Source organism: Lysobacter alkalisoli, assembly GCF_006547045.1.
Taxonomy (GTDB): Bacteria; Pseudomonadota; Gammaproteobacteria; order Xanthomonadales; family Xanthomonadaceae; genus Marilutibacter; species Marilutibacter alkalisoli.
The window spans coordinates 1484097-1507566 of record NZ_CP041242.1; the positions used below are offsets into that span (position 1 = coordinate 1484097).

20 protein-coding genes are annotated in these 23470 nt (G+C 65.0%); 10 read left to right on the forward strand and 10 right to left on the reverse strand.

The window, feature by feature from the left end; genetic code table 11:
* Positions 1 to 8: 8 nt before the first annotated feature.
* From FKV23_RS06490 to FKV23_RS06510, 5 genes are all read left to right on the forward strand, one after another.
* Entirely contained in the window at positions 9 to 1571 is a 1563-nt protein-coding gene (locus FKV23_RS06490; protein WP_244244117.1) for an N-acetylmuramoyl-L-alanine amidase, read from the forward strand.
* Positions 1572 to 1693: 122 nt separating this feature from the next.
* Entirely contained in the window at positions 1694 to 3508 is a 1815-nt protein-coding gene (gene mutL / locus FKV23_RS06495; RefSeq protein ID WP_141623121.1) for a DNA mismatch repair endonuclease MutL, read from the forward strand.
* A gap of 29 nt (positions 3509 to 3537) precedes the next feature.
* Positions 3538 to 4494, forward strand: coding sequence for a DUF1684 domain-containing protein (locus FKV23_RS06500; RefSeq protein WP_141623122.1), 957 nt, complete (start codon positions 3538 to 3540; stop codon positions 4492 to 4494).
* A gap of 22 nt (positions 4495 to 4516) precedes the next feature.
* A complete protein-coding gene (locus FKV23_RS06505) occupies positions 4517 to 5488 on the forward strand; it encodes a TraB/GumN family protein (protein ID WP_167285046.1) in 972 nt (323 codons plus the stop codon).
* A 19-nt stretch (positions 5489 to 5507) separates the two neighbouring features.
* A complete protein-coding gene (locus tag FKV23_RS06510; protein ID WP_141623124.1) occupies positions 5508 to 5855 on the forward strand; it encodes an NIPSNAP family protein in 348 nt (115 codons plus the stop codon).
* 7 nt (positions 5856 to 5862) lie between these two features.
* On the opposite strand, the gene rnfB is transcribed toward FKV23_RS06510, so the two are convergent.
* The 5 genes from rnfB to FKV23_RS06535 all read right to left on the reverse strand — a co-directional run bounded on the left by rnfB (position 5863) and on the right by FKV23_RS06535 (position 14109).
* Positions 5863 to 6291 (reverse strand): Rnf electron transport complex subunit RnfB, encoded by a 429-nt coding sequence (gene rnfB / locus FKV23_RS06515; RefSeq protein ID WP_141623125.1) that lies wholly within the window; start codon positions 6289 to 6291, stop codon positions 5863 to 5865.
* A complete protein-coding gene (gene metG, locus FKV23_RS06520) occupies positions 6292 to 8331 on the reverse strand; it encodes a methionine--tRNA ligase (protein WP_141623126.1) in 2040 nt (679 codons plus the stop codon). It lies immediately after the preceding gene.
* A gap of 172 nt (positions 8332 to 8503) precedes the next feature.
* On the reverse strand, positions 8504 to 8941 hold the full coding sequence (locus FKV23_RS06525; protein WP_141623127.1) for a DUF2147 domain-containing protein: 438 nt from the start codon (positions 8939 to 8941) through the stop codon (positions 8504 to 8506).
* Positions 8942 to 9076: 135 nt separating this feature from the next.
* On the reverse strand, positions 9077 to 11071 hold the full coding sequence (locus FKV23_RS06530) for an alpha/beta hydrolase family protein (RefSeq protein ID WP_141623128.1): 1995 nt from the start codon (positions 11069 to 11071) through the stop codon (positions 9077 to 9079).
* 155 nt (positions 11072 to 11226) lie between these two features.
* On the reverse strand, positions 11227 to 14109 hold the full coding sequence (locus FKV23_RS06535; RefSeq protein ID WP_167285048.1) for a TonB-dependent receptor domain-containing protein: 2883 nt from the start codon (positions 14107 to 14109) through the stop codon (positions 11227 to 11229).
* A gap of 254 nt (positions 14110 to 14363) precedes the next feature.
* On the opposite strand from FKV23_RS06535, the gene apbC reads away from it, so the two are divergent.
* The 4 genes from apbC (at position 14364) to FKV23_RS06555 (ending at position 18182) form a co-directional block, all read left to right on the forward strand.
* Complete coding sequence (gene apbC, locus FKV23_RS06540) at positions 14364 to 15419, forward strand: iron-sulfur cluster carrier protein ApbC (RefSeq protein ID WP_407067652.1); 1056 nt, start codon at positions 14364 to 14366, stop codon at positions 15417 to 15419.
* Positions 15420 to 15564: 145 nt separating this feature from the next.
* Entirely contained in the window at positions 15565 to 16938 is a 1374-nt protein-coding gene (locus FKV23_RS06545) for a S8 family peptidase (protein ID WP_141623131.1), read from the forward strand.
* 109 nt (positions 16939 to 17047) lie between these two features.
* Positions 17048 to 17617 carry a dCTP deaminase gene (gene dcd, locus FKV23_RS06550; RefSeq protein WP_141623132.1) on the forward strand — a complete coding sequence of 190 codons (570 nt, stop codon included), beginning with the start codon at positions 17048 to 17050 and terminating at the stop codon, positions 17615 to 17617.
* A gap of 49 nt (positions 17618 to 17666) precedes the next feature.
* Positions 17667 to 18182, forward strand: a complete 516-nt coding sequence (locus FKV23_RS06555) for an RDD family protein (protein WP_141623133.1) — start codon at positions 17667 to 17669, stop codon at positions 18180 to 18182.
* A gap of 58 nt (positions 18183 to 18240) precedes the next feature.
* On the opposite strand, the gene FKV23_RS06560 is transcribed toward FKV23_RS06555, so the two are convergent.
* Genes FKV23_RS06560 through FKV23_RS06580 form a run of 5 tightly spaced genes read right to left on the reverse strand, consistent with a single transcriptional unit; the run spans position 18241 to position 21763 of the window.
* Positions 18241 to 18999, reverse strand: coding sequence for a LamB/YcsF family protein (locus FKV23_RS06560; protein WP_141623134.1), 759 nt, complete (start codon positions 18997 to 18999; stop codon positions 18241 to 18243).
* Positions 19000 to 19024: 25 nt separating this feature from the next.
* Positions 19025 to 19993 carry a 5-oxoprolinase subunit C family protein gene (locus tag FKV23_RS06565; protein ID WP_208543250.1) on the reverse strand — a complete coding sequence of 323 codons (969 nt, stop codon included), beginning with the start codon at positions 19991 to 19993 and terminating at the stop codon, positions 19025 to 19027.
* Entirely contained in the window at positions 19990 to 20688 is a 699-nt protein-coding gene (gene pxpB, locus FKV23_RS06570; RefSeq protein ID WP_141623135.1) for a 5-oxoprolinase subunit PxpB, read from the reverse strand. The genes FKV23_RS06565 and pxpB overlap by 4 nt, the downstream gene beginning before the upstream one ends.
* On the reverse strand, positions 20685 to 21104 hold the full coding sequence (locus FKV23_RS06575; RefSeq protein WP_141623136.1) for an HIT domain-containing protein: 420 nt from the start codon (positions 21102 to 21104) through the stop codon (positions 20685 to 20687). The genes pxpB and FKV23_RS06575 overlap by 4 nt, the downstream gene beginning before the upstream one ends.
* A complete protein-coding gene (locus FKV23_RS06580) occupies positions 21101 to 21763 on the reverse strand; it encodes a dienelactone hydrolase family protein (protein ID WP_141623137.1) in 663 nt (220 codons plus the stop codon). Before FKV23_RS06580 ends, FKV23_RS06575 begins: the two co-directional genes overlap by 4 nt.
* Before the next feature lie 203 nt (positions 21764 to 21966).
* On the opposite strand from FKV23_RS06580, the gene rimO reads away from it, so the two are divergent.
* Positions 21967 to 23319 carry a 30S ribosomal protein S12 methylthiotransferase RimO gene (rimO, locus tag FKV23_RS06585; protein ID WP_141623138.1) on the forward strand — a complete coding sequence of 451 codons (1353 nt, stop codon included), beginning with the start codon at positions 21967 to 21969 and terminating at the stop codon, positions 23317 to 23319.
* The last annotated feature ends 151 nt before the right edge of the window (positions 23320 to 23470 follow it).

Consider the following 23470-nt stretch of genomic DNA (forward strand, 5'->3'; position numbering starts at 1 on the left):
TAGCGTCCATGCGAGTCAGGGGCGCCACCGTACAGAAATTCCTGCTGGCCATGGCGCTGCTTGGCGCATTGGCCTGGAACCTCGCGCACGCCTCGCAAATCAATGACTTGCAGCTCAGTTCAGGTGCCACCGGGACCCGAGCCGAGATCTTGCTGGACACCGAGGGCGAGATCCGCACCCTCAGCCTGTCCGGGCCGGACCGGCTGGTCGTCGACCTGCCAGGCTCCCAACTGGCCCGCAATCTGCGCTTGCCGGCCGGTGCCGGCGTGGTCAAGGCCGTGCGTACAGGCCAGCCGGTGCCCGGCACCACCCGTATCGTGTTCGATCTTGCCCAGCCGGTCGCCGTGCTCAAGCCAAGGCTCGAACCGGGTGCGAAAGGGCCGACCCTGGTGCTGGAATGGCCGGACGACGGCGCTCCGGTGGCATCGCAGAGTGCAGCGACACCTGTCACCCCGGCTTCCGCTACGCCGGTGCAACATACGCCTGCACAAGACACGCCCGCACAAGCGGTTCCGGCCACGACTCAAGGCGCTCCTGGTCCGGCCACGGTGAACGACGCCGCTGGCGCGCAGGCGAATATCGATGCCGCCGCTTCCGCAGCCGCGACGACCCGGTTGATCAGCGAGTTGGCCGCCAAGGCTGCCACCGCCGAACGACAGGCGCAGACACCTGCCGCGGCGGCGCCTTCGGCCGTCCCGCCTCCAACGCTGGCCAGCGCTGATCCGGCCACGCGGCCGCCGCTGCCGGTGACTCCGGCGCCTGCCACCAGCGGCCAGCCGCAGGGACTGCCGCGTGGCGGACCGATGCGTCCTCTGATCATCGCCATCGATGCAGGCCACGGCGGCCAGGACCCCGGAGCGATCGGCCCCAACGGCAAGCGCGAGAAGGACGTGACCCTCGCCATCGCCCGTGAACTAGCGCGTCAGGTCAATGCCACCCCCGGCCTCAAGGCCTACCTGACCCGGGACAGTGACGTATTCATTCCGCTGCACCGGCGCACCCAGCTCGCCCGCCAGGCCAAGGCCGACATGTTCGTGTCGATTCATGCCGATGCCGCCGAGAACCGCAATGCCAAGGGGTCCTCGGTCTACGTGCTTTCGCTCAAGGGCGCCTCGTCGCAGCGCGCACGTTGGCTGGCCGACAAGGAGAATGCATCCGACCTGATCGGTGGGGTGAGACTGGAGCAGACCAACAGCACCCTGGCCAATGTCCTGCTCGACCTGACCCAGAGCGGCCAGATGCGGGCGTCCGAGGATGCCGCCATCCAGGTGCTCAACGGGCTCAAGCGTATCGGCAACAACCACAAGCCGAATATCGAGCGCGCGAACTTCGCCGTGCTGCGCACCTCCGACATGCCGGCGATGCTGGTCGAGACCGCCTTCATCTCCAATGCGGATGAAGAGCGCCGCCTGATCGACCCTGCGTTCCAGCGCCAGCTCGCGCGTGCGATGCTCGATGGTGTCAATACCTACTTCGTGCGCCAGCCGCCGCCCGGAACCCTGTACGCAGCCCGCGCCAGTGCCGACTCGGGCGGTGGGGGTGATACTGGCGGTGCCGGCGGCAGTCCCTGAGCGCCCGCAGCCTGCAAAAACGGTTCTTCTCTTCGACCTCCGGTGGATCGGCTGCCAGGCAGAGGCCCTCGCATCCGGATGAAGGGTCACAAAAAACCGGCGCTACCGTTATCATTCGTGCGGTGACGATCCGCCAGCTCCCCGACACCCTCATCAACCAGATCGCTGCCGGCGAAGTTGTCGAACGGCCGGCCTCGGTAGTCAAGGAACTGGTCGAAAACGCGCTCGATGCCGGCGCGACCCGCGTCGACATCGATCTGGAGGAAGGTGGCGTCCGCCTGATCCGCATCCGCGACAATGGTGGAGGCATCACTCCCGACGAGTTGCCGCTGGCGGTGTCGCGGCATGCGACCAGCAAGATCGCTTCGCTGGACGACCTGGAGGGTGTTGCCACCCTCGGGTTCCGCGGCGAGGCGCTGCCGTCGATCGCATCGGTCAGCCGTTTCTCCCTGTCCAGCCGCCGGGCCGATGCCGGCCATGGCAGCGTGCTCGAGGTCGATGGTGGCCGGGTCGGCGAGATCACGCCCAAACCGCATCCGCAGGGCACCACGGTCGAGGTACGCGACCTGTTCTTCAACGTGCCGGCGCGGCGCAAGTTCCTGCGCGCCGAGCGCACCGAACTCGGCCACATCGAGGAGTGGCTGCGCCAGCTCGCGCTGGCGCGACCGGATGTCGAGCTGCGCGTGACCCACAACGGCAAACCGTCGCGGCGCTGGAAGGGCGAGGGGGATCTGCTCTCCGGCACCCGGCTGCACGAAGCCCTGGGCGAGGAGTTCGCGCGCAATGCCCTGCGCGTCGACCACGCCGCTGCCGGCCTGCGCCTGCACGGCTGGATCGCGCAGCCGGCCTACAATCGCGCCAGCACCGACCAGCAATACCTGTTCGTCAACGGCCGGGCGGTGCGCGATCGCAGCGTCGCCCATGCGGTCAGGCAGGCATATTCCGACGTGCTGTTCCACGGCCGGCATCCGGCCTATGTGCTGTTCCTCGAACTCGATCCGCGCCGGGTCGATGTCAACGTGCATCCGGCCAAGCACGAGGTGCGGTTCCGCGATGCTCGCCTGATCCACGATTTCGTCTACCGGACCCTGCACGAGGCGCTGGCCGATACCCGCGCCGGCATCCAGACCGGCACGGGCATGCCGGCCGGCGACCACGCGGCCACTGCGCTTTCCAGCGGCATCTCGTCCGGCCATGCCTCCAATACCGGCTACATGCCGCAGTCGCCGCTTGGCCTGCAGGTAGCGGAGGCACGCGCAGGCTACGCCGCGCTCTATGGCAATGGCGCGGCATCGACCGCAGCACCGGCGATGCCGCTGTCGCAACCGTTGCCGGCCAGCGACGACGCCACCCTGCCGCCGCTCGGCTACGCGCTCGCGCAACTGCACGGCATCTACATCCTGGCCGAAAGCGTCGAAGGCCTGATCGTGGTCGACATGCATGCCGCCCACGAGCGTATCGGCTACGAGAAGCTCAAGGCCGCGCACGACGGCGAGGGCCTGCGCACCCAGCCGTTGCTGGTGCCGGCCACGCTGGCGGTGTCCGAGCGCGAGGCCGACGTGGCCGAGCGCGAGGCGGCGACCCTGGCCGAGCTGGGTTTCGAGGTCACCCGCAGCGGCCCGCAGTCGCTCACCCTGCGCAGCGTGCCGGCGCTGCTCGCACACGGCGACGTCGAGGCGTTGCTGCGCGACGTGCTGGCCGACCTGCGCGAACATGGCGAATCCAGGCGGGTGGCGGCGGCGCGCGACGAGCTGCTGTCCACCATGGCCTGCCATGGCGCGGTCCGTGCCAACCGCCGTCTCACTCTGCCCGAGATGAATGCCCTGTTGCGGGAAATGGAAGCCACCGAACGTTCCGGCCAATGCAATCATGGGCGTCCGACCTGGGCGCGCTTCAGTCTGCCCGAGATCGACAAGTGGTTTCTGCGAGGACGCTGACGCGTCTGCGAAGACGGGGAGTCGAGGGGATGATGAACAAGTGGATGATGGCCGGGGTATTGGCAATGAGCATGATGACGGGTGGATGTGGCGGTTCCGGCACGACCGGGAGTGATGCGGCAGGTGTGGACGCCGGTGTGGCCGACCCGGCGTTCGTCGCCGAACAGCAGCGCTGGCGTTCGCAGCGTGCGGCACGGCTGACCGCGCCCGATGGTTGGACCACCCTGGTCGGCTTGCACTGGATCGACACCGGCGCGCACTACCTCGGCAGCGGCGCCCGCAATGGCATCCGCCTGGCGGTCGGGCCGGAACATCTGGGCATGCTCGAACTGACCCGCCAGGGCCGGTTGCGCTTCGTGCCGGAACAGGGAGTCGAGTTGACCCTGGATGGCGAGCCCCTGATGACCGGTGAGGTGATGCTTCGTGCCGACGACGATGCCGAAGGCGCAAGCGTGATCGGCTTCGACGAGGACAGGGGGCAGGCGATGGTGCTCAAGCGTGGCAATCGTCATGCGCTGCGGGTGAGGCACGCCGATGCAGCGACCCGTACCGGCTTCAAGGGCATCGACTACTGGCCGGTCGACGGCTCGTGGCGGATCCCGGGGCGCTTCATTGCCCATCCGCGAGGCAAGACGCTGCCGATCGTCAACCTGGTCGGCACCACCGACGAGATGTCCAATCCCGGCGTGGTCGAGTTCGAGCGTGGCGGCCAGACCTACCGCCTGGAAGCGCTGGACGAGGGCGGTGAACAGCTGTTCCTGATCCTGGCCGACCGTACCAGCGGGCACGACAGCTATGGCGCCGGCCGTTACCTCTACGCGGCCAAGCCCGACCCCCAGGGACGGGTGACGCTCGACTTCAACCAGGCCTACAACCCGCCTTGTGCGTTCACCGCGTTCGCGACATGTCCGCTGCCGCCGCACGAGAACCGCCTCGACCTGGCCATCACTGCCGGCGAGAAGGCCTACAGCTTCTCCACCAACTGACCCGAAAGGAATCCACATGCGCATGCCCCAATCCCTTGTCCTGCTGGCCGCGCTGTACGTGTCCGGGATCGTCCCGGCTGCCGCGGACGGACCTGTCGGCGGGGGCGTGGGAATGCAGGCCGTGGAGGCAGAGATAGAGGCGCCTGCATCGCCGGTGCCGCTGTTGTGGAAGGTGTCGGACGAGGACAACTCGGTCTACCTGCTGGGCTCGTTCCACCTGCTCAAGGCCGATGACCATCCGTTGTCGGAGGACATCGAGGTTGCCTTCGAGGATGCCGAGCGCCTGGCATTCGAGGTGCCGCCGGAGCAGGTCGACGATCCCGCCAACGCAACCTTGTTCCTGCAGGCGGCGGCCTACGCGGATGGTCGCAGGCTGAGCGATGTGGTGCCGCCCGAGGCCCACGCGAAGCTGGTCGCGATGCTGGACCAGGCCGGGATGCCGGCCGCTGCGTTCGAGACCTTCGAACCGTGGTTCGTGAACCTGACACTGGTGCTGGGCATGGCGCAGCCCATGGGCTTCAGCGGCGCCCATGGGCTGGACCAGCATTTCATGAAGCGTGCGAAAGCAGCCGGAAAACCGTCGATCGGCCTTGAAAGCATCGAACGACAGGTGGCAGTGCTCGACGGCACGCCGATGGACGAGCAGGTGGCCAGCCTGGTCGAGCTGGTCGATGACCCGGCCGCGCTGGCCGAGCAGCTCACGAAACTGCACGAGGCCTGGCGTAGCGGCGACGCCGCGACGCTGCAGCAGGTGGCCATCGACGAAATGAAGGAAAAGACACCGGAGTCGTACCGGATGATCAACGTCGAGCGCAACCAGGCCTGGCTGCCGCAGTTGCGGGCGATGCTCGACGAATCCGACAGCGATGACGTGCTGGTCGTGGTCGGTGCCATGCACCTGCTCGGCGAAGACGGTCTGGTCGAGGGGCTGCGCGACGCCGGTTATGGAGTGGAACGGATCTGTTCGGCGTGTGAGCAGGGGATGGGTGAATGACGAACGAGGCAGGATGCCCATGAACCGTCTGCTCGAAATCCGCTCCTACAAGCTGAAGCCCGGCGCCGGCGGTGATTTCCACCGCCTCGTCTCAGAGCGGAGCGCCCCGCTGCACGCCGACTGGGGTATCGATGTCGTTGCTTTCGGTCAGTCGCTGCACGATCCGGATGCGTATTACCTGATGCGCGCGTACAAGGACCAGGCGGACCTGGAGGCGTCGCAGGCGGCGTTCTACGGCTCCGCCGCCTGGCGCGAAGGGCCGCGCGAGGCGATCGTTGCCTTGATCGAGTCCGATGCGAATGCCGTGATGTGGCTGGACAACGACGCGATAGCGCTTCTGCGCGACGCTCGCGGCGCCGCGCTCTGACATCCGATCAGTTCGCCGGCTGTCCGCTCGGGCAGGCATCCACTAACACGATGCAGTCGACCGGGCAGGCCGGCACGCACAACTCACAACCGGTGCACAGCGGTTCGGTCACGGTGTGCATCAGCTTGCTGGCACCGATGATCGCGTCGACCGGGCAGGCCTGGATGCACTTGGTGCAGCCGATGCAGTCGGCCTCGACGATCAACGCGACCGGCGGCGTGGCGTGGTGCTGGCCGCGGCGGCGGTCGAAAGGCTTCGCCGGCACGCCGAGCACGCAGGCCAGCGCGCGGGCGCCGGCATCGCCGCCGGGCGGGCAACGGTCGATGTCCGCCTCGCCCTTCGCCATTGCCTCGGCATAGGGCCGACAGCCGTCGAAACCGCACTGCCGACACTGGGTCTGCGGCAGGATACGGTCGAGGCGTTCGGCGCGGTCCATTCAGCGCACCGGCATTCCCGGCTGGGCGCCGTCGTCGACGTCGAGCAGGGCCAGCGTGCCGCCGTCGAAGCCGGCCGACAGGATCATCCCCTCGCTGAGGCCGAAGCGCATCTTGCGTGGGGCGAGATTGGCGATGAACACCACGCTGCGGCCGACCAGCTTGTCCGGCTCAGCATAGCTGGCGCGGATGCCGGAGAAGATCTGGCGCTTGCCCAGCTCACCGGCGTCGAGCTCGAAACGCAGCAGCTTGTCCGAGCCTTCCACGAATTCGCACGCCAGCACCTTGCCGATGCGCAGGTCGAGCTTCGCGAAGTCATCGATCTTGATCGTCGTGGGGGCGTCGGTGGTTCCGCTCGTGGCCTTGGCGGGCACGGTGTCGGTGGCGGGTTTGAGGGAGTCCCTGGAAGCTTCGGTCATGGCGTCGATCAGTTTCGGGTCGATACGGGTGAACAGCGGGGTGTAGCCGGCGATGCGGTGGCCGAGCAGCGGGGACTTCACCTCGTCCCAGTGCGCGACCGGCGCGGCGAGGAAGGCTTCGGCTTCTCCGGTCACGCGCGGCAGCACCGGCTTGAGCGCGGTGTTGAGCACGCGGAACAGGTTCAGTGCCTGGGTGCAGACGGCGTGCAGTTCGGCATCCATGCCCTCTTGCTTGGCCAGCACCCACGGCTTGTGTTCGTCGATGTACTTGTTGGCCTCGTCGGCCAGTGCCATCGTCAACCGCAATGCGGTCGCCGCTTCGTTGCGGGCGTAGGCGGCGGCGATCGGCTGCAGTTGCTCGACGAAACGGGCGTACATCGCCGGCTCCGGCAATGCGGTCGCGAGCTGGCCGTCGAAGCGTTTGCCGATGAAGCCCGCGCAACGGCTGGCGAGGTTGGCGAACTTGCCGACCAGGTCGGAGTTCACCCGGGCGATGAAGTCGGAGAGGTTCAGGTCGATGTCGTCGACGCCGCCGCTGGTCTTGGCCGCGTAGTAGTAGCGCAGGGCTTCGGGGTCGAGGCCTACATCGAGGTAGGTACGCGCCATCACGAAGGTGCCGCGCGACTTCGACATCTTGGCGCCGTCGACGGTCAGGTAGCCGTTGACGTGCAGTCTCGTCGGCGCGCGATGGCCGCTGCCGTGCAGCACCGCCGGCCAGAACAGGCCATGGAAGTTGACGATGTCCTTGCCGATGAAGTGATGCAGTTCGGCCGGGCTGTCCGGCGACAGGTAGCTTTCGAAGTCCAGCCCGCGCTGCTCGCACAGGGCCTGGAAGCTCGACAGGTAGCCGATCGGGGCGTCCAGCCAGACGTACAGATACTTGCCAGGATGGCCGGGAATCTCGAAGCCGAAGTAGGGCGCGTCGCGGGAGATGTCCCAGGCGCGCAGGCCGCCATCGGCGTCCAGCCACTCCATCAGCTTGGCCTTGACCCCGGGCAGGGCGACGTCGTCGGCCATCCATTCGCGCAGGAAGGCCTCGAACCGGCCGACCTCGAAGAAGAAGTGTTCGGATTCGCGCAGTTCCGGCGTCGCGCCGCTGAGCACCGAACGCGGTTCCTTCAGGTCGGTGGGTGCGTAGGTCGCGCCGCAGTTCTCGCAGTTGTCGCCGTACTGGTCCGGCGTGCCGCAGTTCGGGCAGATGCCCTTGACGTAGCGATCGGGCAGGAACATGCCCTTCTCGGGGTCGTACAGCTGTGCCACCGAGCGCCGGCCGATATGGCCGGCCGCTTCCAGCTTGCGGTAGATCGCCTGTACCAGCGTCCTGTTGCGAGCCGAGTGGGTCGAGTCGTAGTGGTCGAAGGCGACTCCGAATGCGGCGAAGTCGCGCTCGTGGCTGGCCTGGATGCCGGCGATGAAATCTTCCGGCGTCTTCCCGGCTTTTTCCGCGGCCAGCATGATCGGCGTACCGTGGGTGTCGTCAGCGCAGACGAAGTGCGCGGTGTGGCCGGCCAGGCGCTGCGCGCGCGACCAGATGTCGCCCTGGATGTAACCGACCAGGTGGCCCAGGTGCAGGTGGCCATTGGCATAGGGCAGGGCGCAGGTGACGACGAACTCGCGGGACATGGGGGCTGGCGGAGATGCTTGCGGGAAAGGGCGGGATTATCGCATGAGTGCCCGCGTGGCCACGGCCCGGAGCGGGAGCTGGAGTGGAATCCGGACTGGAGATGCACAGCGCGCGGAGACCGGAAAAAGAAAAGGCCCGGTGGAACCGGGCCTTGGTGCGGTCGGGAGGGGGTTACTGCCGGACCCAGACCTGCGACTTGCAGATGAAGGCGACACAGCCGGAAACCTTGAGCTTGCTGCCGCCCTCGATCAGCTCCATCTTCGACTTGTAGACCTTGCCCTCGTCAGGCTTGAGGATGGTGCCGCCGCTGAACTCGGTCGCGTTGTCGGCCTTCATCCCGCGGATGATTTCCATCCCTGTGATCGGCTGGTTCTTGCGGTCGTCCTTGCACTTGTCGCAGGTCGGATTGGGCCGGCTCGGGTTGAGCAACTCGGTGATCCGTCCAGTGTAGATGCCGCTGCTGGAGCGGGTGATCTCGACGATCGACTTGGCTTGTCCGGTCTGGTCATCGATGGTTTTCCAACGGCCAGTGGCTTCGGCGGCGCTGGCGCCGGACGACAGTGCCAGCAGCAGCGCGGCAACCGGGATCTGAAGCAGTTTTGTGCGCATGTTCCCTCCCAGGAATGGCGTGCCGGCGATGGCGCCGGCCGGTTTCTCGATCTGCCTCTTTATACCGCATCCGGGGGCGTATGGAAGGAGGGCCGCCGTCTCATCGACAGGATGTGGGCAGTGGCCCCTATTCGGTCACTCAGCTTTAGACGGTGCGCTGGACGTGGCCCTGCCACCGATGTGCCGGCCGAAGAACGCCAACATCTCGGTATATAGGTTGACTCGGTTGTCCACATCGTAGAAGCCGTGCATTTCGCCCGACTGGATGATCATGCCTTCCGGTGGATTACCTGCTTCGATCAGTGCTTTGTTCATCAGCTCGGTCTGTTCAGGCGGGGTGCGTACATCGCGCGCTCCGGCCGCCAGGTAGACCGGAATCCCGACCTCACCTGCGCGTCGTGCTGGGGAATTTTCGGCCCACATCTTGCTGTCCGTGCCATGGGTGCGGCGCAGGAAGCGCAGGCCCGATTCGCGCTGCGGTATATCGCCTCGCTTGAACATCATGTCGATGTCGTACACGCCGACGTAGCCGAACGCGCACTTGAACAGTCCGGGTGCACGGATGGGCGCCATCAGGGACGAATAGCCACCGAAGCTGCCGCCATAAATACAGATACGGTCCTTGTCGGCATGGCCCTGTTGGATCGCCCAGTTCGTCGCGTCGATGATGTCGTTCTGGATGCCTTGTCCCCACTGCATGTGTCCAGCGTCCTCGAAGCCTCTGCCATACCCGCCTGAGCCGCGGAAGTTGACCTGAAGCACAGCATAGCCTCGGCTGGCGAATAGCTGTGCTTCCGAGTTGAAGCCCCAATGGTCGCGCGGACCAATCGGGCCGCCATGTGGGTTGACGATCAAAGGCAGGTTCCTGCCATTGGAGCCGTTCGGAATCGTCAGATAGCCGTGGATGAGCTTCCCATCCCGGGCTGTAAAAGTGAATGGCTCGACAGAAGCCATGTCTTCCTTGTCCAGCTGGGGACGGCTCTGCATCAAGAAACTGGCCTTGCCGGTTTCTCGGTCGTACAGGTACAGTTCGCCCGGATTGCTGTCGCTGTATACGGAGATGGTGATCTTGCTGCCATCCTGCGTATAACTAGAAAAATTCACCATCTGGCCCGGGAATGCGGCTGCCAAGGAGGCGAGCAACTGAGCGTCACGGTGTGATTCATCGATCAGGGTGACATTTGGTGCCCCCGCTTCCGTGACCACGCCAATCAATGTCTGATCATCCGATGACCAGATGGAGCGGGTGATGTCGGCCACCGGATCTTGGTGAAGTTGGGTGAAGTTCCCACTTTCGATATCCAGCGTGCCGATCGCTCCAGGGGATTGGTCGTCACTTTCCATTGCGTAGACCGTTCCGTTTGTCGTGGTGCGGATGACACGTAAGTGTTTGCCATCGGATTCAGAAGCATTTACCAAGGTCCAGCTTCTGCCATCGAGACGGTACAGCTCAGTATGCTGGTCATATTCTCCGTCTTCACCTTGGCTGGATGAGCACACGGCAAATCGTGGCTGCTTGTCATGATCAAGGGCGATGCTGCAATTTTCCTTGGGCGCTCGAGCAAGAGTGGTGCGTCTGCCTGTGAAGGTGTCAACCATGACGACCTGGGACCCGGCTCCTTCGGAAGAACGGGGGTATAAGGCCAGCATGAGCACATTCCTGCTGTCGTCCTTCATGGTGTTCAGTATCGAGAAGGACTCGTTGTGCACGGTTTTATTGCGCTGTGTGGCGTCACGGGTTCCGTAAAAAATAACGGGTTGTGGCCGTGAGCCATCGGCATTGACTGCATACCATTCACCAAGCATGAACGGTTGCGCGTATCCGCCGATCTTGCGGACTGCGTTGAAGATTAGCCGGTCCGGTCCTGCCCAGTAGAACTGGCCAACGCTCTTCTTGTCAGGGAGCTGGTTGATTTTCAGTAGTTTCAGGTCTTCAGTGCGCAGTACTGTCAACACGTCCTGGTCGCCACGCTCGACTGTAACGGCCAGGTACTCGCCATTCGGCGATATCTTTGCGTCGGTAAACGTTGCGTGCCTGACGAAGTCCTCGATCGAATATGTCGTGGAATGTCCGGGTAAAGCAAGCAGGGCTGCAAGAATGATGGTTGCTTTTTGCAAGATCCGAATCATGAGGTCCCCCCGATTACATCTGGCTTCTTACGATGTGAAATCATGGCTGTGTCGGTGATCACAAATGTGGCAATGGAAGCTTTTTTTGACAGATCCAGGAAAAAACGAGCCCGGACATGCCGGGCTCGCAACACAATCTATCTCCAAAGCGGGAATCAGAACTTGTAGTTGATGCTGAAGTGGAAACGGCGTCCAAGCGGATCAGCACCGAGCCATGGGTTGTAATAGGGATAGGCCGTGTTGCCTGGGTCTTCGCGGAATTGGTTGTCCAGTACGTTGAGTACCGAAAGCTGGGTCACCAGGTTTGCGCCGAACTTCTTCTCGACCGAGAGGTTGTGCCGGATATAGGGCTTGAGGCGACGCGAATAGCAGACATGTTCATTGTCGCCTGTCAGACAGCCATTTTCCTCTTGGTCGCCCCAGGCTGAGCCAAACCGTGTTCCCGCCCATGTGAATCGCCAGTCATCCTTGGACCACCCAGCTGACCAGCGGGCACGGCTACGCTCGGGGTTGAAGAACGTAGGCGGCAGGTCCCTGTAATCGGTCACAGGCTCAAAATCGAACTGGGCGTACTTGTTGGTCAGGACCAGGGTGTACTCTGCATTGGCGAAGAAAGTGCCCATCCGGTCGGTTACATGGTTGAACCGGAATGAGGCATCGATCCCGCTGGTGTCCTGGATTGCGGTGTTGATGTAGGCCGAGTTGATGCTTTGCAGTCGGCCATCGCCCGGTGTCCCGGGAGCCTGTAGGCGGGTTACGAAGGACTCGATGTTGCTGCAGAATTCATCGCTGAGATCGGGGCGCGGTGCACTGCTGCTCCAGCTGCCCAGTCGACAGGCGGCTTCGGCTTGCAGGATGAAATCATTGCCGAGTTGGGACGCAGCGTTTTCAAGCTTGATCCGGTAGTAGTCCGCAGTAAATGAAAGGCCGTCGATGATGTCCCAGACAAAACCCACCGTGTAGGATTTGCTTTCTTCCTCCTCCAGCAAGGGGTTGCCGGCGATTCGGGTCTGGGTTTGGTAGATGGTGGGGTCGCCAGATTGGTTGCATTCTGCGCGCGTACGTGGCCCCTGCCCTTCGCCTGGTCCGGTTCCGGAGCGGCAGGAGTACTCGTCCAGTACGCTTGAGAACGATGCAGCGCCTTCTGCGAACACCAACTGCATGTCCGGGGCCTTGAAGCTGGTCGCGACTGTGCCACGAAGCAACAAGGATTCGAACGGCCGGAATTCAAGGCCAAGGTTGTAGGTGAAGGCATCATCCACGCTGGTGATGTCATCGTACTTGTCGTAGCGGCCGGCCAGTTGCGCGGTCAGCATGCTGGTAATTGGCACCCGGAACTCGGCGCCGACGGCATAGCGGTCACGCTCGCCACTAGTGCGTCCGGAACTGACCAGGTTGTAGACGGTGTTCTCGTCGAGCGGCCGGGTTACGTCGAGGCGGGGGTCGCTGCGCAGATCGGTGGTCTGGCGAACTGCTTCGATGATGCCCGCGAAACCGACGGGGCCGGCAGGCATTTCCCACAGATCGCCGGTGAGGGTGAAATCGACCGAGGAAGAAGTGGTCTTGCCCTCATTGATGACGCGAGTCGAGATTGCTCTGTATTGCTCAGGTGTCAGTGGAGTTGACCAGCGATCCAGGTCCAGTTCGTAGACGGGATAGAAACCGAAGAACGGATCCAGCCCGAGCTGCTCGCCGAGGAAGTACTCATGCACAGCCTTCGAGAGCAGGCGAGGGCGGTCTGCAGTGTAATCGTAACGAGAGTAGGCGGCCGAGGCCTCCCAGTCGAATCGATCAGCGATGTCACCACGCAGGCCGCCCTGGACGCTCCATGTGGTCTCGTCATACAGCGTGCTGGCCGCTTCGCTGCCACCCAGTTCGAAGGGGTTGAAGACACGCTGGAGCTGGAGGATCGTGCCAATATTCGGATCGTAGAAGAACGGGGTTTGCCCGCCAGCGGCTGTCTGATTGAACTGGTCACCCGCCGTACCCCAAAATTCGGTGCCAGAGCTGGATTTTCCATCGCTGGTGTAATACGTGGCTGAACCGAACAGTTGGATGTCATCTGTGGCATCGAATGTGGCGTTGCCATAGCCGGAGTAGGAGCGTCCCTTGTTCCAGATCGAGCGCGATCCGACCTGAGTATGAGAGCCGCAATACAGGCCGCGTGCGGCAGTGGTGACCGTACGGTAGCCGAACTGATCGCAGACGTCCTCGCCTGGGTAGATAGCGTTGTGGTTGGGGGCTACCACGACACCGAGTGCGTCGATGGCGACAAGTGAGAGCGAAGGGTTCACGACCAGGCCATAAGGGTTCTGGCGGGTGTCCGACAGCCAATCGCGCTGGCTCGCGAATACGGGTTCGTTCGCGGAGTACTGGAAACCGAATGTCGTGTGCCAGCGCTCAGCGGACCTGCCGCCGGCATATTCCAGACTGACGCTGTCACCACCGCCATTGGAGGTAGTACCCACCGTGGCGCGGATTTCATTGCCCTCGAAGTTTTTCCGGGTCACGATGTTGACGACGCCGGCGACAGCATCCGAGCCGTAGATTGCTGAGGCTCCGCCCGCCAGTACTTCGACACGCTCGATCAGCGATGAAGGCAGTGCCTTGACGTTGACCACATTGTTGTCACGGTTGTACGGCTGAGGGTACTGGGCAGGGCGCTTGCCGTCCAACAAGACCAGGGTGTACCCCGGGCCGAGATTACGCAGGTTCACCACCATGGCATTTGGGCTGAATCCGGTCACACCCAAGTCGCCGGTGAACGAACTGGCCGTGTTTTGCGATAGCACCTGCAGCACATCCGCAACGGTCTGATAACCTTCACGCTCGATATCCGCACGAGTCAAGACAGTTACGGGCGCGGCGCTTTCTATCTGAGCGCGCGAGATGCGGGAGCCTACGACAACGACCTTGTCGATGTCCGTGGTCTGGGTGGTGGAGGTTTGTTCTTGTTCCTGAGAGTCCTCGCGCTCCTCCTGCGCAAATGCGCCGGTTGCGACCGGCAGCAACATTGCAGCGAACAGGGCGGTGCTCAAACGGCTGCGCAGCAGCCTACGACTTTTCACTACCATGGTGATCCCCCAACTAAGGCTGTATTTCTGCTTGAGTTCTTTTGGGCGTCCGAGCCGATCCCCTATTGCTCATCAGTTCCGTTGATGAGCCTGAACTTAACATGGCATTAACGCGGATTCCACATTCTTCTACGCCCGCCAGCTTTGCTGAGCCTGTCGTTTCATGCCATTTCCTTGCACCCAGAGGTCATTCCGTGCCCCAGAACCTTCAACTCCGATTGCAGTCCATCACCCTACCCGGGCTGGACGTTCCACTTGAACAGACAGGCGCCCGGGTCAGAGTCGTGGAGCAGGAAGGGCGCGCGGCGGTCGAGATCACTCTCGGCATACCTGCAGCTGGATTGGAGGTCTCGTTGAGGGAAGCCGTCGTAGCCGTGCTGGAGGAGCAAGGACTGACGCTGGCCAAGCTGGTGCTGCAGCAGCGGATCGACGCCCACGCGGTACAGCCCAACCTCTCCCCGCTCCCGAACATCCGCAACATCATCGCGATCGGTTCCGGCAAGGGGGGGGTCGGCAAGTCGACCACGGCGGTCAACCTGGCGCTGGCGCTGGCGGCCGAGGGGGCGCGGGTCGGGGTGCTCGATGCCGATATCTACGGGCCGAGCATCCCCGCCATGCTCGGATTGTCCGGGCGGCCCGACAGTCCCGACGGCAAGACGATCGAGCCGATGCGGGCGCACGGGGTGGAGGCGATGTCGATCGGTCTGCTGGTCGAACAGGACACGCCGATGATCTGGCGCGGACCGATGGCGACCTCGGCGTTGACCCAGTTGCTGGAGCAGACCCGCTGGGGTGACGGGGAGGCCCTGGACTACCTGATCGTCGACCTGCCGCCCGGGACCGGCGACATCCAGCTGACCCTGTCGCAGAAGATTCCTGTCGCGGGTGCGGTAATTGTCACCACCCCGCAGGAGATCGCCACCCTCGATGCGCGCAAGGCATTGAAGATGTTCGAAAAGGTCGAGGTCCCGGTGCTGGGACTGGTCGAGAACATGGCCGTGCACGTCTGCTCGAACTGCGGCCACGCCGAGCATGTGTTCGGCAGCGGTGGAGGCGAGCGGATGGCCGCGCAGTACGGCGTGCCGCTGCTGGGCAGCCTGCCATTGGACGTGAGCATCCGCGAGCAGGGTGATGCAGGAACTCCGATCGTGGCCGCAGCGCCCGACTCGGCCGCGGCACGGGCCTATCGGGCGGCGGCACGGGCGCTGGCCGCGGAACTGGCGAAGCGGCCGCGCGCGGCGGTGCCGATCGCCGCCTCTCTGCTCGGGGAGTAGCGGCCGCCTAAGCGGCATCATGTCGAAGTGGAACCGGATCGGCCATCTGTGGGGGTTTTCCCGGATAGACGCCCCTCTGTCCCGATGACAAAACCCGGAAGTGATCCCGAGGGTCACATCACGTTCACATTTCCGGGAGAGCTACATGAGTCGTACCTTTCGTCGCGCCGCACTGACCGGCGCGGTTCTGGTTTCGCTGGGCTTGTCCTCCACCGCCGTTGCCGGCGGTCGTCTCGATCTGGTGATGAAGGGGCTGAACGCCGGCACCCCGCACGTACCTGGCGAACTGCTGGTCAAGTTCCGCGACGGCACCAGCCTCGACCAGCAGGCCGCGTTGCCAGGCAAGCTGGGCGCGCAGAAGCTCGAAACCCTGAGCCGGGGCAATGGCAAACAGGGCGAACTCGCGCTGCTGCGGCTGGGGGGTGGGCGTGATTTCGCCTCGACCCTGGTCGCGCTGAATCGTCATCCGGCCATCGAGTACGCCGAGCCGAACTGGGTCTACCAGCACTCCGCCACCTCCAACGATCCGTACTACACCAACGGCTCGCTGTGGGGCATGTATGGCGATGCCACCAGTCCGGCCAACCAGTACGGTTCGCGGGCCGGCGAGGCCTGGGCGAAGGGGCACACCTCTTGTGGGGATGTCTGGGTCGGCATCATCGATGAAGGCTACATGTACACCCACGATGACCTTGCCGCGAATGCCGGGGTCAACCCGGGAGAGATTCCCGGCAATGGGATCGATGACGATGGCAACGGCTATGTCGACGACGTCTATGGCTGGGACTTTGACGGCGGCGACAACAGCGTGTTTGACGGCGTCGATGATGATCACGGCACCCACGTGGCCGGTACCATCGGCGGTGTCGGCGGCAATGGCACGGGCGTGGCCGGCGTGTGCTGGTCGGTCAAGCTGTTCGGCGCCAAGTTCCTTGGCAAGCGCGGCGGCACCACCGCCAATGCGGTCAAAGCGGTCGACTACATGACCGACATGAAGACCCGCCATGGCCTGAATCTGGTGGCGACCAACAACTCCTGGGGCGGCGGCGGCTTCTCGCAGGCGTTGCAGGACGCGATCGAGCGCGCCAACCAGGCCAACATCCTGTTCATCGCCGCGGCCGGCAACAGCAGCTACGACTGCGACAGCAGCCAGAACTGCTATCCGGCCGAATATCCGAACAGCAACATCGTCGCGGTGGCCTCGATCACCAGCAGCGGCGCGATGAGCTCGTTCTCCAGCTACGGCGCGAACACGGTGGACATCTGCGCGCCGGGTTCGGCCATCTACTCCACCGTGCCAAGGCGCCAGCAGGGGCAGGTGGTCTCGGGCTATGCCAGCTACAGCGGCACCTCGATGGCCACCCCGCACGTGGCCGGCGCAGCGGCGCTGTACAAGTCGTCGCATCCGGGCGCCAGCGCGGCCGATGTCAAGGCCGGAATCATGGGCTCTGCGGTGACCACCGCTTCCTGCCAGGGCAAGGTGGTCAGCAATGGTCGTCTGAACGTCAGCGGGTTCTGAACCTTCCACGACGGCGTCATCCGAAGGCCCGGCCCAGCCGGGCCTTCGTTTTTTGTGCCCCGGTGCCGTTAGAATCGCCCTTTCCACAGATCTGGATGAGCCCCACCGCATGAGCATCAAGTCCGACCGCTGGATCCGTCGCATGGCCGAGCAGCACGGCATGATCGAGCCGTTCGAGCCGGGCCAGGTCAAGACGGCGGCCGACGGCCACCGGATCGTCAGCTACGGCACCTCCAGCTACGGTTACGACGTGCGATGCTCGCGCGAGTTCAAGGTGTTCACCAACATCAACTCGACCATTGTCGACCCCAAGCATTTCGACAGCGGCAGCTTCGTCGACATCGAAAGCGATGTCTGCATCATCCCGCCCAACAGCTTTGCGCTGGCACGGACCGTCGAATACTTCCGCATCCCACGCGATACCCTGGTGGTGTGTCTGGGCAAGAGCACTTATGCCCGCTGCGGGATCATCGTCAACGTGACCCCGCTGGAGCCGGAATGGGAGGGGCACGTCACGCTGGAGTTCAGCAACACCACGCCGCTGCCCGCGCGCATCTACGCCAACGAGGGCGTCGCGCAGATGCTGTTTTTCCAATCCGACGAAGTCTGCGAAACTTCGTACAGGGATCGCGGCGGCAAGTATCAGGGGCAGACCGGGGTCACCCTGCCGCGAACCTGAGAGACCATTCACCACGGCAGCTATTGCAACCAAGGAACAGGAGGGGGACATGCAGCAAGACAACAATCCATACCAGAGCCCGCAGGCGGACGTCGCCGATGCACTTTCGCTGGATAACCTTGCCGGTCGCGGCGAGCGGCTCGGCGCCGCGATCATCGACGGTCTGATCATGCTGGCGGTGATGCTGCCGATAATGTGGATCGGCGGTTACTTCAGCCAGGTCATGGTTGCGGCGGCCAGCGGTGAGCAGCCATCCTTCGTTTCCCAGCTGATGTGGGTCGTGATCGGCTTTGCCGTGTTTGTGGCGGTCCAGTACTACCCGCTGAACGCAACTGCCCAGACCTGGGGCAAACGCCTGGTCGGGGTCCGCATCGCCAATCTCGACGGCAGCCAGCCCGGCATCGGCCAGCTGATCGGCAAGCGCTACCTGCCGGTCCAGGTCGTCAGCAGCCTGCCGTTCGTGGGCTGGCTGATCGGCCTGGTCAACGTGCTGCTGATCTTCCGTGAGGACCGCCGCTGTGGCCACGACCTGGTCGCCGGCACCAAGGTGGTCAAGGCCAACTGAACCGGTTCCGATCCGGTCCGTACGATAAGCCCCTCGCCTCGGCGCGGGGCTTTTGTTTTCAGCCCTCTTGCGGAGAAGGTGGAGGGGCGATGGTGATGCCGTCCGCCTCCAGCGCTTCGCGCAGCGCACCTGCGAACGCGGCGGCGTCGGGCCGGTCGCCGTGCAGGCAGAGAGTGTCGGCTTGCAGCTTCAGCGTATCGCCACCAGCCAGTTCCAGCGTGCCGGTGGTAGCCAGCGCGCGTGCCTGCGCGACCGCAGCCTCGACGGTCTCCAGCACCGCTCCCGGCACCCCGCGCGGGAGCAGTCGGCCGTCGGCACCGTAGCCGCGCTCGGCGAACACCTCGTGGGCGACGCTCAGGCCGTTGTCCCGCGCGACCTCGGTGAGTGTCGAGCCGGACAGACCGTACACGATCAGCGACGGATCGAACCCGGCCACCGCCTCGGCGATCGCCCCGGCGATGTCCGCATCGCGTGCGGCCATGTTGTAGAGCGCGCCGTGCGGTTTGACGAAGGCCAGCCGCATGCCTTCATCCGTGGCGATGCGGGCCAGCCGGCGCAGTTGCGCGGTCACCAGCAGGGTGACATGGCCGGGCGTTACCGCCATCTCGCGGCGGCCGAAATGTTCGCGGTCGACGAAGCCCGGATGCGCGCCGGCGGCGACGCCATGCTCGCGGCATAGCCGCAGCGTGCGGCGCATGGTGTCGTCGTCGCCGGCGTGGCCGCCGCAGGCGATGCTGGCCGAGCTGATCAGCGGGATGATCGCGGCGTCATCGCCGCAGTTTTCGCCGAGGTCGCAGTTGAAGTCGATACGTGGCACGAGGGCTCGCGAGTGGTGTGGATGGTTACAGGGTACTAAGCCGCTCGTCGAGCAGGCACATCAATCGACGCCATTGCGCGCGCCGCGCCTGCCACAGCGCACGCGACTGGTGGGCATCGACCGCCTGCCAGCGCAGCGGCATGCCCGGTGCAAGCTGGGCCAGTCGCGGCATGTCGACGGCGGCGACATGGCCAAGTCGCGGGTAGCCGCCGGTGGTCTGGGCGTCGGCCAGCAGCACGATGGGCCGGCCATCAGGGGGCAGCTGGATCGTACCCGGTGCGACCGCGGCCGAGATGATGTCGCCCGGCGCCACCTCCAGCGCGTGGCCGTGCAGGCGCAGGCCCTGGCGGTTGCTGCGCGGGTCGACTTGCCAGTGGCTGGCGTCGAGTCGCATTGCGGCCGGATGCGACGAGGGCAGGTAGCGGATCAGCGTTTCGGCCGGCAGCGGGTCGTCGAACTCGACCCACCAGGCAGGTTGCGAAGGCACTTCGGCGGCCACCCCGGATGGTGCGCGTAGCACCAGTGCATCGCCGCGTGCCAGTGCCCGCCCATCGAGTCCACCGAAGCCGCCGCGCAGGTCGGTGCTGCGGCTGCCGAGCACTTCGGGGACATCGAAACCGCTGGCCACCGCCAGCCAGCCGCGAATGCCGAGCCGGAGCCGGCCGATCCGCAACTGTCCCGGCGGCAGTTCGACCGGACGGCCATGGCCGACCGCGGTGCGGGTGCCATCGACGGCGACGTGCAGCGCATCGGTCAGCGCGCCGCACAGGGCGATCCGTAGCGGCGAATCGAAGGCGAGCGTCGGCCCGGTCAGGGTGTATTCGAGAACGGCCTCATTGCCGGTATTGCCGACCAGCCGGTTGGCGAGCGCGGCGGAATCCGGATCGAGTGCGCCGGCATGGGCCACGCCGACATGGCGCCAACCATGGCGGCCGGCGTCCTGCAGCGTGGTCAGCGGGCCCGGCGCGATGACCTTGATGTGGGGAGCGCTCACCTGTCGCTCCGAAGCAGCCGTTCGAACCGGTCGGTGTCGATCGGCACGAACCGTACCCGGTCGCCGGGTTGCAGCGGGACCGGCGGTTCGCGGCCGGCGTCGAAAAGCTGCAACGGGGTGCGGCCGAGGAGGCGCCAGCCGCCCGGACTTTCACGCGGATAGATGCCGGTCTGCACACCGCCGATGGCGACCGTGCCGGCGGGCACGCAGGTGCGCGGCGTCTCAAGCCTAGGCAGGGCCAGCGCCGGATCAAGGCCGGCGAGATACGGGAAGCCCGGGGCGAAGCCGATCATCGCGACGGTGTAATCGCCGCTGGCGTGCCGCGAGACCAGCGTGTCGGGATCAAGTCCGAGTTCGAGGGCAGCGTCGATGAGGTCGGGGCCATACTCGCCGCCGTAGGCGACGGGAATCTCGATTGTCTCGGCCGTTGTCATGGAGCGCCCACCGCCGGCCTCGGCCTGCAACTGTTCGCGCAACCAGTCATGCACCGCGTCAGGCGCGGCTCGTGCAGGATCGAAGAACACCCCCAGGCTGGCGTAGGCCGGGACCAGGTCGAGCAGCCAGCCGGGCCTGGCCAGTTGCAGGCGGGCAGCCAGGGCGTGCACGTGCCGGAGGGTGGCGTCGTCGATGCCGGTGCCCAGCTCGATCAGCCAGGCATTGTCGGCGAGGGGTTCGATATGGGGCAGGGTGGTCACTCACCAAGTGTGCCGCGCAGGCGGGTGATGCGCTCGACCAGTGCCTCCGGGGTGTAGGGCTTGGCGGTGGCCGAACCCCACACCGGCCGTGGCCAGGCGATGTCGTTGTGGAAACGGGCGATCACATGCACGTGCAGCTGAGGTACCAGGTTGCCGAGCGCAGCCACGTTGAGCTTGTCGGGCTTGAACAGTTGCAGCAGCAGGCGGCTGGCGGCATCGATTTCGCTGCTTAATGCGGCCCGCTGGGCCGGTTCGAGGTCGACCAGTTCGATCGCATCCGGTACCCGCGGCACCAGGATCAGCCAGGGGTGGTTGGCGTCGTCCATCAGCCGCAGTTCGCTGAGTTTCAGGTGGGCCACAGGGTGGGTGTCATCGGCAAGCTGCGGGTGCAGGTGCCAGTTGGAACCTGTGTTCATCGCAGGCCGTCCTCGAAGAAGGCAAGGGTGCGCGGCCAGGCTTCGGCGGCGGCGGTTGGCGAGAAGTCGGTGCGCTGGTCGCAGTTGAAGCCGTGGCCGGCGTCGTATACGTGGATGCGCGCGGTCGGCTGCCTGTCGCGGTGCGCCTGGATCGCTTCCGGCGGGATGCTGGCGTCGTGCTCGCCGAAGTGGAACATCATCGGCGCCCGCAACGGCTCGCCGAGGAAGGGCAGGGTGCGCGCACCGTAGTAGCTGACCGCAGGCAGCCCGAGCCGTGTGTTGGCGAGGAACGCCACGCTGCCGCCCCAGCAGAAGCCGACCGCACCGGTACGCTGGCCTTCGCTCTGCAGCAGGTCGGCGGCCTCGGCGGCGATGTCGACGGCGCGCTCGAAGCCGAGCGCGTTGCGCAACTCCACTCCACGTGCCGCGTCATCCGCCCCGTAGCCCAGCTCGACGCCGCGTTCGACCGGGTCGTACAGCGCGGGCGCCACCACCGTGTAGCCGGCATCGGCAAAGCGCCCGGCGACCGAGCGGATATGGCTGTTGACGCCGAAGATCTCCTGCAGCAGCACCAGCCCCCCGCGCGGGATGCCGACCGGATCGGCACGCCAGGCACTGACCGGGCCGTGCGGGGTTTCCAGATCGATCCAGTGGGGCATGGGGCGTCTCCCTGTTCAGGTCCATGGGCCGGCCGGGGCGCGGTCGTTCGGAATTGATTCTAGCGCCGGCGGTATAATCTGCGCCCCGCCCCGTCATCCCGAGCGCGGCGAGGGATCTGCTTTGAGCCTTTGTGGCAGGACGCGGCCGGAAAGCAGATTCCTCGTCGCGCTCGGACGACTGGTTCCCGAGCTTCAGAGTATCCATGCCCATCGCCAATCCCAAAGTCGGCTTCGTCAGCCTCGGCTGTCCGAAGGCCCTTGTTGATTCAGAACGCATCCTCACCCAATTGAAGGCCGAGGGGTACGACCTCGTGCCCAGCTACGACGATGCCGACGTGGTGGTGGTCAACACCTGCGGCTTCATCGACTCCGCCGTGGCCGAGTCGCTGGATGCGATCGGCGAGGCGATGGCCGAGAACGGCAAGGTCATCGTCACCGGCTGCCTGGGCAAGCGCGAGGAGGTGATCCGCGAGGCCCATCCGGGCGTGCTCTCGATCAGCGGCCCGCAGGACTACGGCAGCGTGATGGGGGCGGTGCACAAGGCGCTGCCGCCGAAGCACGATCCGTTCACCAGCCTCATGCCGCGGCGCGGATCGACCGAGGACGACATCGGCATCAAGCTCACGCCGAAGCATTACGCCTACCTGAAGATTTCCGAGGGCTGCAACCATCGCTGCAGCTTCTGCATCATCCCCTCGATGCGCGGCGACCTCGTCAGCCGCCCGGTCGATCAGGTGCTGCGCGAGGCCGAGAAACTGGCGATGGGCGGGGTCAAGGAGTTGCTGGTGATCTCGCAGGACACCTCGGCTTACGGCGTCGACCTCAAGTACGCCGAGCGCGAGTGGCACGGCAAGGCGTACCAGACCCGGATGAAGGCGCTGTGCGAAGGCCTGGCCGAACTCGGCCTGTGGACCCGCCTGCACTATGTCTACCCGTATCCGCACGTCGACGACATCATCCCGCTGATGGCGGACGGGAAACTGCTGCCGTATCTCGACATCCCGTTCCAGCACGCCAGCCCGCGCATCCTCAAGCTGATGAAGCGCCCGGGGGCTGTCGACAAGACGCTCGAGCGCATCCAGCGCTGGCGCGCCATCTGCCCGGAACTGACCATCCGCAGCACCTTCATCGTCGGCTTCCCGGGCGAGACCGACGAGGAGTTCGAGCAGTTGCTGGACTTCCTCGAGGAGGCCCAGCTCGATCGCGTCGGTGCGTTCGCCTACTCGCCGGTTGAGGGCGCCAAGGCCAACGCGCTGCCGGATCCGGTGCCGGAAGAACTCAAGCAGGAGCGGCTGGCACGGTTCATGGAACTGCAGGCCGATATTTCCACTGCCAGGCTGGAGGCCAAGGTCGGCACCACCCAGCGCTGCATCGTCGACGCGCTCGACGGCGAGCTGGCCATCGCCCGCTCGATGGCCGACGCGCCGGAGATCGACGGCCTGGTGCAGATCCAGAACGGCTTCGAGGCCGGTCTGAAGCCGGGCGAGTTCGTCGACGTCGAGATCATGGGCAGCGACGAGCACGACCTGTACGGCGAGGTCGCGTTCGAGGGCTGACGGATCGCATCGGGCCGTCACCGGCATGCCCGCCCCACAGTCATCCCCACCGGACATCGCGGTTGCGAGTTGTTCCGACAGACGGTCGTTCGCCTCTACAGGGCTGTAACGGCGGTCATGTTGTGATGATCGCAGCGCAACTGCCGGTTTT

Excerpts from the sequence above, each read along its gene's own strand:
- FKV23_RS06500 (WP_141623122.1), top strand. The coding sequence starts at position 3,538 with ATGATGAACAAGTGGATGATGGCCGGGGTATTGGCAATGAGCATGATG.
- FKV23_RS06530 (WP_141623128.1), bottom strand. The coding sequence starts at position 11,071 with ATGATTCGGATCTTGCAAAAAGCAACCATCATTCTTGCAGCCCTGCTT.
- FKV23_RS06555 (WP_141623133.1), top strand. The coding sequence starts at position 17,667 with ATGCAGCAAGACAACAATCCATACCAGAGCCCGCAGGCGGACGTCGCC.
- FKV23_RS06580 (WP_141623137.1), bottom strand. The coding sequence starts at position 21,763 with ATGCCCCACTGGATCGATCTGGAAACCCCGCACGGCCCGGTCAGTGCC.
- FKV23_RS06490 (WP_244244117.1), top strand. The coding sequence starts at position 9 with ATGCGAGTCAGGGGCGCCACCGTACAGAAATTCCTGCTGGCCATGGCG.
- rimO (WP_141623138.1), top strand. The coding sequence starts at position 21,967 with ATGCCCATCGCCAATCCCAAAGTCGGCTTCGTCAGCCTCGGCTGTCCG.
- FKV23_RS06575 (WP_141623136.1), bottom strand. The coding sequence starts at position 21,104 with ATGAACACAGGTTCCAACTGGCACCTGCACCCGCAGCTTGCCGATGAC.
- FKV23_RS06525 (WP_141623127.1), bottom strand. The coding sequence starts at position 8,941 with ATGCGCACAAAACTGCTTCAGATCCCGGTTGCCGCGCTGCTGCTGGCA.
- FKV23_RS06505 (WP_167285046.1), top strand. The coding sequence starts at position 4,517 with ATGCCCCAATCCCTTGTCCTGCTGGCCGCGCTGTACGTGTCCGGGATC.
- FKV23_RS06545 (WP_141623131.1), top strand. The coding sequence starts at position 15,565 with ATGAGTCGTACCTTTCGTCGCGCCGCACTGACCGGCGCGGTTCTGGTT.
- metG (WP_141623126.1), bottom strand. The coding sequence starts at position 8,331 with ATGTCCCGCGAGTTCGTCGTCACCTGCGCCCTGCCCTATGCCAATGGC.
- dcd (WP_141623132.1), top strand. The coding sequence starts at position 17,048 with ATGAGCATCAAGTCCGACCGCTGGATCCGTCGCATGGCCGAGCAGCAC.
- rnfB (WP_141623125.1), bottom strand. The coding sequence starts at position 6,291 with ATGGACCGCGCCGAACGCCTCGACCGTATCCTGCCGCAGACCCAGTGT.
- FKV23_RS06510 (WP_141623124.1), top strand. The coding sequence starts at position 5,508 with ATGAACCGTCTGCTCGAAATCCGCTCCTACAAGCTGAAGCCCGGCGCC.